We start from the raw sequence: 15,809 nt of genomic DNA, 5'->3' as shown, positions 1-15,809 counted from the left end.
GTCAGCCTCCAGCGATAACCTGAAAAAGCAGGACCCGATCGCCTTCCTGCAAGAGATGATCTTCCCACCGGTCGCGCGGCAGGATGTGTTGATTGAGCGCCAGCGCAACGCCCGGCTGCTGCTGTTCGAGCTGGGTCAGCAGGGCGCTGACGCTGAGATTGTCGGCGCACGCCAGCGGCTCGTCGTTAAACCAGATCTGCATGCCGCCCTCCGCACACCGGGCAGCTCCGGGAGCGCTGTAGCGCAAGGGCGCGCCAGTTGCTGGTGCGGGCGTCGAACAGCCGCAGGGTGTTGCGCGGCGTCGCCATGCCGCTGAGCAGCTTAATCGTCTCCAGCGCCTGCATTGTGCCCATCATGCCGACCACCGGGCCGACGATCCCCGCGGTGCGGCAGTTGCGCTGCGGTTCATCGCTTTCCGGCCACAGGCAGCGATAGCAGCCCTGCGTCCAGGGCGGGGTGAGCACCATCAGCTGACCGCCGAAGCCCACGGCGCTGGCGGTCACTAACGGGGTATCGAGGGCCACACAGGCGGCATTGATCGCCTGGCGGGTGACCATATTATCGGTACAGTCCAGCACCACGTCCGCTTTCGCCACTTCGGCGCGGAGCGCCTCGCCGCTTAAGCGCTGCTGGAGCGCTACCAGTTTGATCTGCGGGTTTAGCTGGCTGAGCCGGGTCTGTGCCGCTGCGGCTTTTGGCCGATCGATATCCGCGCTGGTGAACAAGATCTGCCGTTGCAGGTTGCTGAGATGCACCGCGTCGTCATCGGCCAGGGTGAGCGTCCCGACGCCAGCCCCGGCCAGATAGAGCGCCGCCGGGGAGCCCAGCCCGCCAAGGCCGATAATCAGCACTCGACTGGCTAACAGCTTCTGCTGCCCTTCGATGGCAATATCCTCCAGCAGCAGCTGGCGGCTATAGCGCATAAAGTCGTGATCATTCATCGCCCGCTCCCGCCAGCGCCAGCAGTTGGTCGGTCGCTGCCCGCCAGTCCGCCGCCTGGGTGATGGCGCTGACCACCGCGATGCTGCCGACGCCGGTCGCCAGTACCCCCGGCGCCTTTTCCAGGCTTATTCCGCCGATCGCCACGGTGGGGTAATCCGCCAGGCGTTGAATATGTCTGGCAAGCTGCTCGAGGCCCTGCGGCGCGGAAGGCATCTGTTTGGTTTGCGTCGGGAAGACGTGACCTAGCGCGATGTAAGAGGGGCGCGCCGCAAGGGCGACATCAATTTCCATATCATCGTGAGTAGAGACGCCAAGACGCAGCCCGGCCTGGCGGATAGCGCTCAGATCGGTGGTTTCCAGATCTTCTTGTCCGAGATGCACGCCATAGGCCTGATGCTTAATCGCCAGCTGCCAGTAATCGTTAATGAACAGTCGGGCGTGATAGCGGCGACCAAGGGCGATGGCGGCGATCACGTCATCCTCCACTTCGCTGTCGCGCCGGTCTTTGATGCGTAACTGAAGGGTTCGTACCCCAGCTTCGAGCAGGCGCTCAATCCACGCCACGCTGTCCACCACCGGGTAGAGTCCGAGACGAAACGGGACGGGTGGAAAATCAGGTTGATACATCAGGCTTCCTCCTGTTTCAGGTAGATTTCGCCGCCGCGGGCGCGGAAGTTATTCGACATATCGGCCATGCCGGCTTCGATACTTTGCTTCGCGGCGTAGTCGCGGACCTCCTGAGTGATTTTCATCGAACAGAATTTCGGCCCGCACATGGAGCAGAAGTGGGCGACTTTGCCGGACTCCTGCGGCAGGGTTTCATCGTGATAGGCCCGCGCGGTGAACGGGTCGAGCGCGAGGTTGAACTGGTCTTCCCAGCGGAATTCAAAACGCGCTTTTGACATCGCGTTGTCGCGGATCTGCGCCCCGGGATGGCCTTTCGCGAGGTCGGCGGCGTGGGCGGCGATTTTGTAGGTAATCAGCCCCTGTTTGACATCCTCTTTGTTGGGCAGGCCGAGATGCTCTTTCGGCGTGACATAGCACAGCATGGCGCAGCCGAACCAGCCGATCATTGCCGCGCCGATACCGGAGGTGAAATGGTCGTAGCCCGGCGCGATGTCAGTGGTGAGCGGCCCCAGGGTGTAGAACGGCGCTTCGTGGCAGTGCTCCAGCTGTTCGGTCATATTGCGGCGGATCATCTGCATCGGCACGTGGCCAGGGCCTTCAATCATCACCTGCACGTCATATTCCCAGGCGATTTTCGTCAGTTCGCCGAGGGTGCGCAGCTCGGAAAACTGCGCCTCGTCGTTGGCATCCTGAATGGAGCCGGGGCGCAGGCCATCGCCCAGCGACAGCGACACGTCATAGGCGGCGCAGATTTCGCAGATTTCGCGGAAATGCTGGTAGAGGAAGTTTTCCTGATGATGCGACAGGCACCACTTAGCCATGATTGAGCCGCCGCGCGAGACGATACCGGTCAGGCGCTTCGCCGTCATCGGGACGTAGCGCAACAGTACGCCGGCGTGAATCGTGAAGTAGTCGACGCCTTGCTCGGCCTGTTCCAGCAGGGTATCGCGGAAGACTTGCCAGGTGAGATTCTCGGCGATGCCGTTGACCTTCTCCAGCGCCTGGTAAATCGGCACGGTACCAATCGGCACCGGGCTGTTGCGCAGGATCCACTCGCGGGTTTCGTGGATATAGCGGCCGGTGGAGAGGTCCATCACCGTGTCGGCGCCCCAGCGGGTTGACCAGACCAGTTTCTCGACCTCTTCTTCGATGGAAGAGGTCACCGCCGAGTTGCCGATATTGGCATTCACTTTCACCAGGAAGTTGCGGCCGATAATCATCGGTTCAGACTCCGGGTGGTTGATGTTGGCGGGGATGATGGCGCGTCCGGCGGCCACTTCATCGCGAACGAACTCGGGGGTGATGTTTTCCGGTAGGTGGGCGCCGAAGCCTTCACCTGCGTGCTGCTGGCGCAGAACCTCGCTGCGGATACGTTCGCGACCCATGTTTTCGCGAATGGCGATGAACTCCATCTCCGGGGTGACTATCCCCTGGCGGGCGTAGTGCAGCTGGGTAACGCATTTGCCAGCGACGGCGCGTTTGGGCGTCAGCAGGCCGCTGAAGCGCAGCTCATCGAGACCGTCGTCGGCCAGCCGCGCTTTGGTATAGGCCGAGCTGCGTTCGCTGAGCGGCGCGCAGTCGTTACGCGCGTCGATCCACGGCTGGCGCAGCTTTGCCAGCCCCTGGCGGACATCAATGCTAATATCCGGGTCGCCATACGGCCCGGAGGTGTCATACACCGGGATCGGTTCGTTGGTTTCGTACCGGGGGTTATCTTTATCGCCGCCGACGAGAGTTGGGCTGAGCTGAATTTCACGCATCGGGACGCGGATATCCGCTTGTGAGCCGTGAACATAGATGCGGCGTGAATTAGGAAAAGCGGTACCCGCCAGCGTATCAATGAATCGCTGCGCGTGCTCGCGTTGTTCCCGACGGGTTAGTTTGGTAGTAGACATAGCGCATTCCAGTTAAAAAAGGACATGGCTTGTCAGACGACGGATGGAGTAACAGATGCGATCGGCCCTGACGGACTGACGCGAACAGCAGTTTACTCTTGTTCCCTTCGCAGGTATTAGCCTGATCAGGTTCCGCGGATCCCGAATTAACGGTCTCAGCCTTTTCCACGTTAGCCTGCGCATGGAAAATAGGCACTCCGACAAGATGAAATCCCTCCGCAGAGGGATAATGTACGTAAATTACGCGTTAACGGTTCACAACTCAAGCGGTCGGCGCAATATTATCGCGCACGTCATTGCTCAGGTTATGGGCGACAGCCAGGGCGATCAGTTTATCTTCCAGCGCGAAACGCGCCTCCAGCGACTCGCCGATATCCGACAGCGCCTGCTGAAATTCAAGATAGTTATCGTGATCGATGGCGTTTTCGAGGCAGGTATCGTAGTAGTCCATCATCTGCTGGGTATTGGCTTCCAGCTGCGGGTAAAGCCGGGTGGCGGCTAAAAGAGGGGTATCGCCTTCCATTTCGCCAATAATGCGTTCATAAATACTAAAATGACCGGATGAGAGGTAATCCACCAGACTTTGGCAAAAGTCATCCAGCGCCTTTTCGTTTAGCCGCATAAACGACTCTTTGCCCGGTTTCAGGCCAACCAGGTTGTAGTAAGCCACGAGCAGATGCTTACGCACTTGTAGCCAGCGATCGACCAGTTCATTACTACCGCCAACGCGCTCCGTCAGATTTTCCAGCTGGTTTAGCATGATTGACTCCGCTAGTTTTGATTTAAATCTGCTCACCAAAATGTAAATATAATGTTAACAACATGCCAGTGAAGCAAAGGTAGTGCAATAGATATGGATCGTATTATTGAAAAATTAGATCGCGGCTGGTGGGTTGTCAGTCACGAACAAAAATTATGGTTGCCTGGTGGAGAATTACCACATGGCGAAGCGGTTAATTTCGATCTTGTCGGCCAGCATGCGCTGCATATTGGCGAGTGGCAGGGCGAGTCCGTGTGGATGGTGCGCCAGGATCGTCGCCATGACATGGGATCGTTGCGCCAGGTGCTGGATCAGGATCCGGGACTCTTCCAGCTGGCTGGGCGGGGGATCCAGCTCGCCGAATTTTATCGCTCGCATAAATTTTGCGGTTACTGCGGCCACCCGATGCATGCCAGCAAAAGCGAATGGGCGATGCTGTGCAGCCACTGCCGTGAACGTTACTACCCGCAAATTGCCCCCTGCATTATCGTGGCAATCCGTCGCGACGATGCGATCCTGCTGGCGCAACATACGCGCCATCGCAACGGCGTGCACACCGTGCTGGCCGGCTTTGTCGAGGTCGGCGAAACCCTTGAGCAGGCGGTGGCTCGCGAGGTGATGGAGGAGAGCGGTATTCGGGTAAAAAATCTGCGTTACGTGACCTCTCAGCCATGGCCGTTCCCGCAGTCGCTGATGACCGCCTTTATGGCGGATTACGCAGATGGCGAGATCGTGGTCGACAAAAAAGAGTTACTGACCGCGGACTGGTATCGCTATGACGACCTGCCGCTTCTGCCGCCGCCGGGGACAGTGGCGCGGCGGCTAATCGAAGATACCGTCGCGATGTGTCGGGCAGAGTTCGAGTGACATGTTACACTGGGCGTATCAACGCTAAAGGAATGTAAAAATGACCGAACTGAAGAACGATCGTTACCTGCGCGCGCTGCTGCGTCAGCCGGTTGATGTCACCCCGGTGTGGATGATGCGCCAGGCGGGCCGCTATTTACCGGAGTACAAAGCCACCCGTGCGCAAGCGGGCGACTTTATGTCGCTGTGTAAAAATGCCGAGCTGGCCTGCGAAGTGACGCTCCAGCCGCTGCGCCGTTACCCGCTGGACGCGGCGATCCTCTTTTCGGACATCCTGACCATCCCGGACGCCATGGGGCTGGGGCTGTACTTTGAAGCTGGCGAAGGTCCGCGCTTCACCTCGCTGGTAAAAAGTAAAGCCGACGTCGACAAGCTGCCGATCCCGGATCCGGAGCAGGAGCTGGGCTATGTAATGAACGCCGTGCGCACCATTCGCCGCGAACTGAAAGGCGAAGTGCCGCTGATCGGTTTTTCCGGTAGTCCATGGACGCTGGCTACGTACATGGTGGAGGGCAGCAGCAGCAAGGCCTTCACCGTGATTAAAAAGATGATGTACGCCGAGCCGCAGGCGCTGCATGCGCTGCTGGATAAGCTGGCGAAGAGCGTTACCCTGTATCTCAACGCGCAGATCAAAGCCGGCGCGCAGTCGGTGATGATTTTTGACACCTGGGGCGGGGTGCTGACCGGTCGCGACTATCAGCAGTTCTCCCTTTACTACATGCATAAGATCGTCGATGGCCTGCTGCGGGAAAACGAAGGCCGTCGCGTGCCGGTGACCTTGTTCACCAAAGGCGGTGGTCAGTGGCTGGAAGCGATGGCGGAGACCGGCTGCGATGCGTTGGGTCTCGACTGGACCACCGATATTGCCGATGCCCGCCGTCGCGTGGGTAACAAAGTAGCGCTGCAGGGCAATATGGATCCGTCGATGCTCTATGCGTCCGCCCCGCGTATTGAAGAAGAAGTGGCGACCATTCTTGCCGGCTTTGGCCAGGGGGAAGGCCACGTCTTTAACCTTGGACACGGTATTCATCAGGACGTTGACCCCGAGCATGCGGGCGTCTTTGTTGAGGCTGTGCACCGTCTGTCCGCACCCTATCACCAGTAGGAGATAAGCCCTATGGATTTAGCCGCACTACGTACCCAACAGCAACAGTTAGCCGCGTCGGTAGAGCGTGCGGATCGACTGGATCGCGACCCGCCGGCGTTGATCGGCGGCGCGGACGTCGGGTTTGAGCAGGAAGGGGAGATCACCCGGGCTGCGATGGTGCTGCTGACCTGGCCTGAGCTTGAGCTGGTGGAGTATCAGGTGGCGCGGGTCGCCACCTCTATGCCCTATATTCCCGGCTTTCTCTCGTTTCGCGAAACGCCTGCGCTGCTGGCGGCGTGGGAGCAGCTTTCGCAAAAACCGGACCTGCTCTTCGTTGACGGACACGGCATTTCTCATCCCCGGAGATTGGGTGTCGCCAGCCATTTTGGCCTGATGATTGATGTGCCGACTATCGGAGTGGCGAAAAAACGCCTGTGCGGCAAAATCGGCGACCTGGGTGATGAGCCTGGCGCGCTGGCCCCGCTGATGGATAAAAATGAGCAACTGGCCTGGGTCTGGCGCAGCAAAGTGCGCTGCAACCCGCTGTTTATTAGCACCGGCCACCGGGTAGGCATGGACAGCGCTTTAATGTGGGTTGAGCGTTGCATGCGAGGCTACCGTCTGCCCGAGCCGACGCGCTGGGCCGATGCGGTGGCGTCCCGTCGTCCGTCGTTTGTGCGTTGGCAAGCAAATCACAGCTGATTCAGGTACACTGCGCCTAATTTCTGACTTCGAGAATTCATCATGTTACAAAACCCGATTCACCTGCGCCTGGAGAAGCTGGAAAGCTGGCAGCATGTCACTTTTATGGCCTGCCTGTGCGAACGTATGTATCCCAACTACGCGATGTTCTGCAAGCAAACCGAGTTTGGCGACGGCCTGCTTTATCGTCGTATCCTGGACCTGATCTGGGAAACGCTGACGGTTAAAGATGCGAAGGTGAATTTCGACAGCCAGCTGGAGAAGCTGGAAGAGGCGATCCCGGCGGCAGATGATTTCGACATGTACGGTGTCTATCCGGCCATAGACGCTTGCGTGGCGTTGAGTGAACTGATTCATTCTCGTCTGAGCGGCGAAACGCTCGAGCACGCGATCGAGGTGAGCAAGACCTCCATCACCACCGTGGCGATGCTGGAAATGACCCAGGAAGGTCGCGAAATGACCGACGAAGAGTTGAAAGCGAATCCGGCGGTAGAGCAGGAATGGGATATTCAGTGGGAAATTTTCCGCCTGCTGGCCGACTGTGAAGAGCGTGATCTTGAGCTGATAAAAGGCCTGCGCGCGGACCTGCGCGAGGCTGGCGAGAGCAATATTGGTATAAATTTTCAGCAGTGAGACCAGAAAACGTGATTTACCGCCTGAATTGTAGCGTCTGAAGGCTTCCATTCCGCCCCCCGTCTGGTCTACATTTGGAGGGCGAAAAAAAGTGGCTATCGGTGCGTGTATGCAGGAGGGTGCTTTTTTGGCATTTCCGTCGCACTCGATGCTTAGCAAGCGATAAACACATTGTAAGGATAACTTATGAACAAGACTCAACTGATTGATGTAATTGCGGACAAAGCTGACCTGTCCAAAGCACAGGCTAAAGCTGCCCTGGAATCTACCCTGGCTGCAATTACTGAGTCTCTGAAAGAAGGTGATGCTGTTCAACTGGTTGGTTTCGGTACCTTCAAAGTGAACCACCGCGCTGAGCGTACTGGCCGCAACCCGCAGACCGGTAAAGAGATCAAAATCGCTGCAGCTAACGTGCCGGCATTTGTTTCTGGCAAAGCACTGAAAGACGCAGTTAAGTAAGACCGCGTGGCAGTGAACAGTTTTATCGAAGGGGCTATTAAGCCCCTTTTGTCTGTCTGGCGCCGGCCTCTGGCGCTGGCGGGCATCCTGTTGCTGACTGCCTGCAGCCACGACACGTCGCTACCGCCGTTTACCGCCAGCGGATATGCGGACAATCAGGGAGCGATGCGCATCTGGCGTAAAGATTCTGGCGATGAAGTCCATCTTCTCGCCGCCTTCAGCCCGTGGCGTCACGGGGACACTTCGACCAGCGAATATCGCTGGCAGGGCGATCAACTGGCGCTTATCGAACTCAATGTCTATGGCAAACCGCCGGAACATATTCGCGCCCGTTTCGACGCGCAGGGCGATCTGAGCTTTATGCAACGGGAAGTGGACGGGCAGAAGCAGCAGCTCTCCAGCGACCAGGTCGCGCTATATCGTTATCGCGCCGAACAGATCCGCCAGACCAGCGACGCCCTCCGCCAGGGGCGGGTCGTCCTGCGCCAGGGGCGCTGGAACGCTGCCGCGCATACCGTGCTGACCTGCGAAGGGCAGACGGTTACGCCCGACCTCGATAGCCGGGCCCTGGCGCACATTGAACGCCGCCAGAGCCACGCTTCCGCCGCAGTGAGCATTGCCTGGCTGGAGGCGCCGGAAGGCTCTCAACTGCTGCTGGTCGCCAATGAAAACTTCTGCACCTGGCAGCCGACGGAAAAAAGCTTCTAACCTTTACCAGTGGTTCATGCCCATATGACCGCCGGCGCTACCGCGACAGCCGCCATATCCCATTCCTGCGCCGCGGGAAACGCCTGCCTCAGCCAGGGCGATATCAAACTTCACCCGCTGCTGATCCAGCTTCTGGCGTAAGCCTTCCATCTCCTGAGCGACAGCTTCAATCTTCCCGCTGTCCGGCTTTTGCGCCGTGAGCAGCGCATTGTACTCATAGCGTTTGGACTGCAGCTGCTGGCGCAGGGCGCTGGTTTGCGCATAGTAATCGTTATGCAGCTTTTGCACGGTAGCCTGCTGCTCCTGGGTCAGCTGACTGTAGCCCTGGTTGCCCATCCCGTTATTGTTGCCCCAGTGGTGGTTGGCCCAGGCCGCGTTGCTGGCGAAGGTCAGCGCGGCAAAGGTAACGAGGGCGAGAGGTAAGGTACGGTTCCGTTTCATGGCATTTTCTCCTGTGTGGTTTCCTTCGGTATTGCATCTTCCATGCCAGTCTGAAAAAGCCCGTCTGTGTCGGCTTGCCGAAGCCGTTGCCGAGGAGAGCGAGTAAAAATGACCCGTTCCGCCAGGGTCAGGCGAGTCATTTTTACTCGCTTAAGCGCAGGCGATATGTTTGAGAGCAGGATTGGCCGCGCGGAAACATGGCATGATTTCTGCTGAAGGAGCCTGCAGATAGTGAAAAAGAGATGACAAGGACTCGCCGATGAAGATCAAATCTCTCTCCCGGGACGCCGCCGCTGGCGCGCTGAGCTGGCTGCTGACCGGCACGGTTGTGCTGCTGGTCATGCTGTTCTCCGCGATGATCGTCCGCGACTACGGTCGCGAGACGACCGCTGCCCGACAAACCATTGAAGAGAAAGGGAGCGTGCTGATCCGCGCGCTGGAGTCCGGCACGCGCGTCGGGATGGGGATGCGTATGCATCATGCGCAGCTGCAGGCCCTGCTGGAAGAGATGGCCTGGCAACCGGGCGTCCTGTGGTTCGCGGTGACCGATGAAAACGGTAAAATTATCGCCCATAGCGATCCGCAGCAGGTGGGTAAAACGCTGTATAGCCCGGCGCAGATGCGTGCGTTAGCGGTTGGCGAACAGGCCCGCTGGCGCCGGCTTAGCGAACCGCAGCCGGCGCTGGAGATCTATCGCCATTTTCGCCCGCTTAATCCGGCCCGCGGCCACCATATGGGAATGATGAACCGCGGCAATAGCGCCCTGGCTCAGGCCACCGTCCCGCAGGTGATTTTTATCGCCTTTGATAGCCGCGAGCTGGATGCCGCGCAGGCCCGCGGGCAGCGGAATATGGCCATCATGCTGGGTGCCGCCGCGCTGGTGATAGCGGCGACGATCCTCGCTCAGTTCTGGTTCCGCCGCTATCGTCGCTCGCGGAAACAGCTGCTGGAGGCGATGGCCCGCAAGGAAAAGCTGGTGGCGCTTGGCCATCTGGCGGCGGGGGTCGCGCACGAGATCCGCAACCCGCTCTCGTCGATTAAAGGGCTGGCGAAATATTTTGCCGAGCGCACGTCGCCTGGCGGCGAGTCGCATCAGTTAGCCCAGGTGATGGCCAAAGAGGCTGATCGCCTGAACCGGGTGGTCAGCGAGCTGCTGGAGCTGGTCCGGCCCGCCCATCTAAACTACCAGACAGTCGATATCAACGCGCTTATCCGCCACTCATTGCAGTTGGTAAGCCAGGATGCGCAGAGCCGCGGGGTCGTGCTGCAATTTACTCCGCGACCTGAGTTAACCACGATCAGCGCCGACCCCGATCGCCTGAATCAGGTGCTGTTGAATCTGTACCTGAATGCAATGCAGGCGATTGGCCGTGACGGCGTCATTCGCGTAACAGCAAGCGAAGCCGATCGTCAGCGGGTGAAAATCGTCGTCACGGATAGCGGTAAGGGGATGAGCGATGAAGAGTTACAGGCTATCTTCACGCCGTATTTCACCACCAAGGCGGACGGCACCGGGCTGGGGCTGGCCGTAGTGCAGAATATTATCGAACAACATGGCGGGACGATCCGCGCCGAAAGTCAGCCGGGAGCTGGAGCGATATTTACGCTTTGGTTACCGGTGGATGCTCAACGGAGGGAAGATGAGCAGCGATAAAGTACAGATTCTGGTCGTTGATGATGACATCAGCCACTGCACGATCCTGCAGGCGCTGCTGCGCGGCTGGGGCTATCAGGTGGGGTTGGCTCACAACGGCCTGCAGGCGCTGGAGCAGATCCATCAGCAGGTCTTCGACCTGGTGCTGTGCGATATCCGTATGGCGGAGATGGACGGTATCGCAACGTTAAAAGAGATTAAGGCCTATAACCCGGCGATACCGGTGCTGATCATGACGGCGTTTTCCAGCGTCGGTACGGCGGTAGAAGCTATTAAGTCCGGGGCGCTGGATTATCTGGTTAAACCGCTGGATTTTGACACCCTGCAGCAGACGCTGGTTCAGGCATTGGCGCACACCCGGCAGAGCGAGAGCGACCCCAGCGTTGCGACGGATTCACGGTGGGGCATGATTGGCGACAGCCCGGCGATGCAGGCGCTTCTTAACGATATTACGCTGGTGGCGCCCTCGGACGCGACGGTGCTGATTTATGGGGAGTCGGGAACCGGTAAGGAGCTGGTGGCGCACGCCATCCACGCCTGCAGCGAGCGTCGTGACAAGCCGTTGGTCACGCTCAACTGCGCGGCGCTGAATGAGTCGCTGCTGGAATCCGAGCTGTTCGGTCATGAAAAAGGGGCGTTTACCGGGGCGGATCGGCGACGGGAAGGACGCTTTGTCGAAGCGGATGGCGGCACGCTGTTTCTTGATGAGATAGGCGATATATCGCCAGTGATGCAGGTCCGCTTGCTGCGGGCGATTCAGGAGCGGGAGGTGCAGCGGGTCGGCAGCAACCAGACGCTTGCCGTTGATGTGCGGCTTATCGCTGCCACCCATCGCAACCTTGCGGAAGAGGTGAGCGCCGGGCGCTTTCGCCAGGATCTCTATTACCGACTCAACGTCGTGACCATCGAGATACCGCCGCTGCGCCGGCGACGGGAAGATATTCCGCAGCTGGCGCAGCATTTTCTCAAACGCTATACCGAACGCAATCGTAAGACGGTAAAGGGGTTCACGCCACAGGCGATGGACCTGCTGATCCACTACCCCTGGCCGGGCAATATTCGCGAGCTGGAAAACGCGGTGGAGCGGGCGGTGGTGCTACTGACCGGAAACTATATCTCTGAGCGAGAACTGCCCCTGGCGATCGCCGGTACGCCGCTGCCATCAGGCGGGAGCGAGGAGGGGGGAATTCAGCCGTTAGTGGAAGTGGAGAAAGAGGTGATTCTGGCGGCGCTGGAAAAAACGGGCGGCAACAAAACCGAAGCCGCCCGTCAGTTAGGCATTACGCGCAAAACGCTGCTGGCGAAACTTAGCCGTTAGCCTTTTCACGTTCGATGGCGCGCCAGCCGATATCGCTACGGCTAAAGCTACCGTCCCAGCGAATGTCGGTCAGCAGCTGATAGGCGCGCTGCTGCGCCTGCGCCACGGAGTCACCCAGCGCGGTGACGCACAGCACGCGCCCGCCGTTGGTGACCACGCGCTGGTCGTCAGACAGTTTGGTGCCGGCGTGGAAGACCTTACCGTCTGCGACTTCCTGCTGCGGCAGGCCGTAGATCTCATCGCCCGTATTGTAGCTGCCCGGATAGCCGCCGGCGGCAACCACCACGCCCAGCGACGCGCGGTCATCCCACTCGGAGGTTTTCTCGTCCAGCTTGCCCGCGCAGGCGGCGAGGCACAGCTCGACCAGGTCGGACTTCATGCGCAGCATGATCGGTTGGGTTTCCGGGTCGCCAAAGCGGCAGTTGAACTCAATCACCTTCGGGTTGCCCTGCTTGTCGATCATCAGACCGGCGTAGAGGAAACCGGTATAGGTGTTGCCTTCAGCGGCCATGCCTTTCACGGTTGGCCAGATAATCCGCTCCATGGTGCGCTGGTGGACTTCGTCAGTAACCACCGGCGCCGGGGAGTACGCCCCCATCCCGCCGGTGTTCGGGCCGGTATCGCCGTTGCCGACGCGCTTGTGATCCTGGCTGGTGGCCATCGGCAGGACGTGCTCGCCGTCGACCATCACAATAAAGCTAGCCTCTTCGCCATCGAGGAACTCTTCAATCACGATGCGGTGGCCCGCGTCGCCAAAGGCGTTGCCGGCCAACATATCTTTGACCGCCGCTTCGGCTTCCTCGAGGGTCATCGCCACGATAACGCCTTTACCCGCCGCCAGACCGTCGGCTTTGATGACGATCGGCGCGCCTTTCTCGCGCAGATAAGCCAGCGCAGGCTCCACTTCGGTGAAGTTCTGGTATTCCGCCGTCGGAATATGATGACGGGCGAGAAAATCTTTGGTGAAGGCTTTTGAGCCTTCCAGCTGCGCGGCGCCTTCGGTTGGCCCGAAGATGTTCAGCCCGGCGGCACGGAACGCGTCGACCACGCCAATGACCAACGGCGCTTCCGGGCCAACGATGGTCAGATCGATGTTCTCATCCTGCGCGAAGCGAAGCAGCGCCGGAATATCGGTGACGCCGATGGCGACGTTTTGCAGCGACGGCTCCAGAGCGGTACCGGCGTTGCCCGGCGCGACGTAGACGGTATCAACCAGCGGCGACTGAGCCGCTTTCCAGGCCAGCGCGTGCTCGCGCCCGCCGTTGCCGATTACTAATACTTTCATCTGCTGCTCCATGAATTAATGGCGGAAGTGGCGCATGTCGGTGAAGATCATGGCGATGCCGTGTTCGTCAGCGGCGGCAATCACTTCGTCGTCACGGATAGAGCCGCCCGGCTGAATAACGCAGGTGATGCCTACCGCGGCTGCGGCATCGATGCCGTCGCGGAACGGGAAGAAAGCGTCAGAGGCCATGGCGGAACCTTTCACTTCCAGACCTTCATCACCGGCTTTAATTCCGGCGATTTTCGCCGAGTAGACGCGGCTCATCTGACCGGCGCCTATGCCGATGGTCATATTATCTTTGGCATACACAATGGCGTTGGATTTGACGAATTTCGCCACTTTCCAGCAGAACAGCGCATCGCGCAGTTCCTGCTCGGTTGGCTGACGTTTGCTGACCACGCGCAGTTCACCTGCGGTGACCATGCCGAGATCGCGGTCCTGAACCAGCAGACCACCGTTAACGCGTTTGAAATCGAGGCCGGCAACGCGAGTATCCCACTGGCCGCAGGTCAGTACGCGGACGTTCTGCTTCGCGGCGGTGATTTTCAGCGCTTCTTCGCTGGCGGACGGCGCGATGATCACTTCGACGAACTGGCGAGAGATGATCGCCTGCGCGGTTTCAGCATCCAGCTCGCGGTTAAAGGCGATGATGCCGCCGAACGCGGAGGTTGGGTCGGTTTTGTAAGCGCGATCGTAGGCGTCAAGAATCGAGTTGCTGACGGCAACGCCGCACGGGTTGGCGTGCTTAACGATAACGCAGGCCGGCTCGTTGAACTCTTTTACACACTCCAGCGCCGCATCGGTATCGGCAATGTTGTTATAGGAGAGCGCTTTGCCCTGCAGCTGAGTGGCGGTCGCCACGGAGGCCTCTTTTACATTCTCTTCTATATAGAAAGCCGCCTGCTGGTGGCTGTTTTCGCCGTAGCGCATATCCTGCTTCTTAATGAAGTTCAGATTCAGGGTACGCGGGAAGCGGCCAGCGGCTTCTTTGCTTTCGCCGTGATAGGCCGGAACCATGCTGCCGAAGTAGTTGGCGATCATGCTGTCGTAAGCGGCGGTGTGTTCGAAGGCTTTAATGGCGAGGTCGAAGCGGGTGGCCAGCGTGAGAGAACCTTCGTTGGCGTCCATCTCATTAATAATGGCGTCGTAGTCGCTGCTCTTAACCACGATGGCGACATCTTTATGGTTCTTCGCCGCAGAGCGCACCATGGTCGGGCCGCCGATATCGATGTTTTCCACCGCGTCTTCCAGCGAGCACCCTTCACGAGCGACGGTCTGGGCGAACGGGTAAAGGTTCACGACAACCATATCGATAGGCGCGATACCGTGTTGCTGCATGATACCGTCATCCTGACCGCGACGACCGAGGATGCCGCCGTGTACTTTCGGATGCAGGGTCTTCACGCGTCCATCCATCATTTCCGGGAAACCGGTGTAGTCAGAGACTTCGGTAACCGGCAGGCCTTTATCTGCCAGCAGGCGAGCGGTGCCGCCGGTGGACAGCAGCTCGACACCACGAGCGGAAAGCGCCTGCGCGAATTCGACGATACCGGCCTTGTCAGAAACACTGAGCAGAGCGCGGCGGACTGGACGACGTTGTTGCATGGTATTAAATCCCCAGGATTTGAACATTACAGAGAGCGTTAGGTGAGTTTTTGCCTAAAAACTCACCTAACGCACCCAACCGGGCATCCGTGTCATAGCGCGGCATTGTAACGAAAACGTTTGCGCAACGCTCGCGAATTTTTATGTTTCTCTCCAGGCCGGTGATTCTCCTTCTATATAGCTGGCGATCCACGGGGCTAGCGGTCATGTTTTTACGCTCTCCTGTGGATAATTCTGTGTGTAACGAGGTATAAAGCGGGGTTTTGCTGGGGAATGCAGCAGTCAGTCATTTTTCTGCCATTTTTCTATTGCGGACGCTCGAGAACTCCCTATAATGCGCCTCCATCGACACGGCGGATGTGAATCACTTCACACAAACAGCCGGTTCGGTTGCAGAGAAAAATCCTGAAAAACGGGTTGACTCTGAAAGAGGAAAGCGTAATATACGCCACCTCGCGACAGAGCGCTAAAGCGCGTCGCAACTGCTCTTTAACAATTTATCAGACAATCTGTGTGGGCACTCAAAGTGACATGGATTCTTAACGTCCTCGGACGAAAAATGAATACCAAGTCTCAAGAGTGAACACGTAATTCATTACGAAGTTTAATTCTTTGAGCATCAAACTTAAATTGAAGAGTTTGATCATGGCTCAGATTGAACGCTGGCGGCAGGCCTAACACATGCAAGTCGAGCGGTAGCACAGAGAGCTTGCTCTCGGGTGACGAGCGGCGGACGGGTGAGTAATGTCTGGGAAACTGCCTGATGGAGGGGGATAACTACTGGAAACGGTAGCTAATACCGCATAATGTCGCAAGACCAAAGTGG

The 15,809-nt window shown here is 58.7% G+C and carries 16 protein-coding genes, 1 rRNA gene and 1 riboswitch; of the genes, 9 read left to right on the top strand and 8 right to left on the bottom strand.

Going from position 1 to position 15,809, the window contains the following annotated elements; translation table 11 throughout:
• Window position 1: 1 nt before the first annotated feature.
• The 5 genes from thiS to HMPREF1024_RS00965 form a co-directional block, all read right to left on the bottom strand.
• The gene (gene thiS / locus HMPREF1024_RS00945; protein WP_002884183.1) at window positions 2-202 is read right to left on the bottom strand and encodes a sulfur carrier protein ThiS; all 201 of its coding nucleotides are present in this window, start codon (window positions 200-202) and stop codon (window positions 2-4) included.
• Window positions 186-941: a thiazole biosynthesis adenylyltransferase ThiF gene (gene thiF, locus HMPREF1024_RS00950; RefSeq protein ID WP_009309943.1), complete on the bottom strand. Its 756-nt coding sequence runs from the start codon at window positions 939-941 to the stop codon at window positions 186-188. Before thiF ends, thiS begins: the two co-directional genes overlap by 17 nt.
• The gene (thiE, locus tag HMPREF1024_RS00955; protein WP_004152310.1) at window positions 934-1,569 is read right to left on the bottom strand and encodes a thiamine phosphate synthase; all 636 of its coding nucleotides are present in this window, start codon (window positions 1,567-1,569) and stop codon (window positions 934-936) included. Before thiE ends, thiF begins: the two co-directional genes overlap by 8 nt.
• Entirely contained in the window at window positions 1,569-3,464 is a 1,896-nt protein-coding gene (gene thiC, locus HMPREF1024_RS00960; RefSeq protein ID WP_004178230.1) for a phosphomethylpyrimidine synthase ThiC, read from the bottom strand. The genes thiE and thiC overlap by 1 nt, the downstream gene beginning before the upstream one ends.
• An 85-nt stretch (window positions 3,465-3,549) precedes the next feature.
• Window positions 3,550-3,674: riboswitch (TPP riboswitch) on the bottom strand.
• A gap of 52 nt (window positions 3,675-3,726) precedes the next feature.
• A complete protein-coding gene (locus HMPREF1024_RS00965) occupies window positions 3,727-4,224 on the bottom strand; it encodes an Rsd/AlgQ family anti-sigma factor (RefSeq protein ID WP_002884324.1) in 498 nt (165 codons plus the stop codon).
• Window positions 4,225-4,317: 93 nt separating this feature from the next.
• Between HMPREF1024_RS00965 and nudC the strand changes: the two genes are divergently transcribed.
• From nudC to HMPREF1024_RS00995, 6 genes are all read left to right on the top strand, one after another.
• Entirely contained in the window at window positions 4,318-5,091 is a 774-nt protein-coding gene (nudC, locus tag HMPREF1024_RS00970; protein WP_002884327.1) for an NAD(+) diphosphatase, read from the top strand.
• Between the two features lie 40 nt (window positions 5,092-5,131).
• Window positions 5,132-6,196, top strand: coding sequence for a uroporphyrinogen decarboxylase (hemE, locus tag HMPREF1024_RS00975; protein WP_009309942.1), 1,065 nt, complete (start codon window positions 5,132-5,134; stop codon window positions 6,194-6,196).
• A 12-nt stretch (window positions 6,197-6,208) separates the two neighbouring features.
• Window positions 6,209-6,880: a deoxyribonuclease V gene (gene nfi, locus HMPREF1024_RS00980; protein ID WP_004152311.1), complete on the top strand. Its 672-nt coding sequence runs from the start codon at window positions 6,209-6,211 to the stop codon at window positions 6,878-6,880.
• Between the two features lie 42 nt (window positions 6,881-6,922).
• The gene (locus HMPREF1024_RS00985) at window positions 6,923-7,513 is read left to right on the top strand and encodes a YjaG family protein (RefSeq protein ID WP_002884331.1); all 591 of its coding nucleotides are present in this window, start codon (window positions 6,923-6,925) and stop codon (window positions 7,511-7,513) included.
• Between the two features lie 186 nt (window positions 7,514-7,699).
• The gene (gene hupA / locus HMPREF1024_RS00990) at window positions 7,700-7,972 is read left to right on the top strand and encodes a nucleoid-associated protein HU-alpha (RefSeq protein WP_002884342.1); all 273 of its coding nucleotides are present in this window, start codon (window positions 7,700-7,702) and stop codon (window positions 7,970-7,972) included.
• Window positions 7,973-7,984: 12 nt separating this feature from the next.
• Complete coding sequence (locus tag HMPREF1024_RS00995; protein WP_002884344.1) at window positions 7,985-8,680, top strand: DUF1481 domain-containing protein; 696 nt, start codon at window positions 7,985-7,987, stop codon at window positions 8,678-8,680.
• Between the two features lie 3 nt (window positions 8,681-8,683).
• On the opposite strand, the gene zraP is transcribed toward HMPREF1024_RS00995, so the two are convergent.
• Window positions 8,684-9,121: a zinc resistance sensor/chaperone ZraP gene (gene zraP, locus HMPREF1024_RS01000; RefSeq protein ID WP_009309941.1), complete on the bottom strand. Its 438-nt coding sequence runs from the start codon at window positions 9,119-9,121 to the stop codon at window positions 8,684-8,686.
• A 259-nt stretch (window positions 9,122-9,380) separates the two neighbouring features.
• Here zraP and zraS point away from each other — a divergent pair, with 259 nt between their 5' ends.
• Entirely contained in the window at window positions 9,381-10,775 is a 1,395-nt protein-coding gene (gene zraS, locus HMPREF1024_RS01005) for a two-component system sensor histidine kinase ZraS (RefSeq protein ID WP_009309940.1), read from the top strand.
• Window positions 10,762-12,093 (top strand): sigma-54-dependent response regulator transcription factor ZraR, encoded by a 1,332-nt coding sequence (gene zraR, locus HMPREF1024_RS01010; RefSeq protein ID WP_004895015.1) that lies wholly within the window; start codon window positions 10,762-10,764, stop codon window positions 12,091-12,093. The genes zraS and zraR overlap by 14 nt, the downstream gene beginning before the upstream one ends.
• On the opposite strand, the gene purD is transcribed toward zraR, so the two are convergent.
• Both purD and purH read right to left on the bottom strand, forming a co-directional pair.
• On the bottom strand, window positions 12,083-13,378 hold the full coding sequence (purD, locus tag HMPREF1024_RS01015; RefSeq protein ID WP_002884357.1) for a phosphoribosylamine--glycine ligase: 1,296 nt from the start codon (window positions 13,376-13,378) through the stop codon (window positions 12,083-12,085). The two genes, zraR and purD, sit on opposite strands and share 11 nt — an antisense overlap.
• A gap of 15 nt (window positions 13,379-13,393) precedes the next feature.
• The gene (gene purH, locus HMPREF1024_RS01020) at window positions 13,394-14,983 is read right to left on the bottom strand and encodes a bifunctional phosphoribosylaminoimidazolecarboxamide formyltransferase/IMP cyclohydrolase (protein ID WP_004178254.1); all 1,590 of its coding nucleotides are present in this window, start codon (window positions 14,981-14,983) and stop codon (window positions 13,394-13,396) included.
• A 627-nt stretch (window positions 14,984-15,610) separates the two neighbouring features.
• Between purH and HMPREF1024_RS0127820 the strand changes: the two genes are divergently transcribed.
• Window positions 15,611-15,809, top strand: a 16S ribosomal RNA gene (locus HMPREF1024_RS0127820); the annotation flags it as partial.

The organism is Klebsiella sp. 4_1_44FAA, from assembly GCF_000238715.1.
Lineage (GTDB): Bacteria > Pseudomonadota > Gammaproteobacteria > Enterobacterales > Enterobacteriaceae > Klebsiella > Klebsiella pneumoniae.
This window is presented reverse-complemented; position numbering and strand designations above follow the sequence as displayed.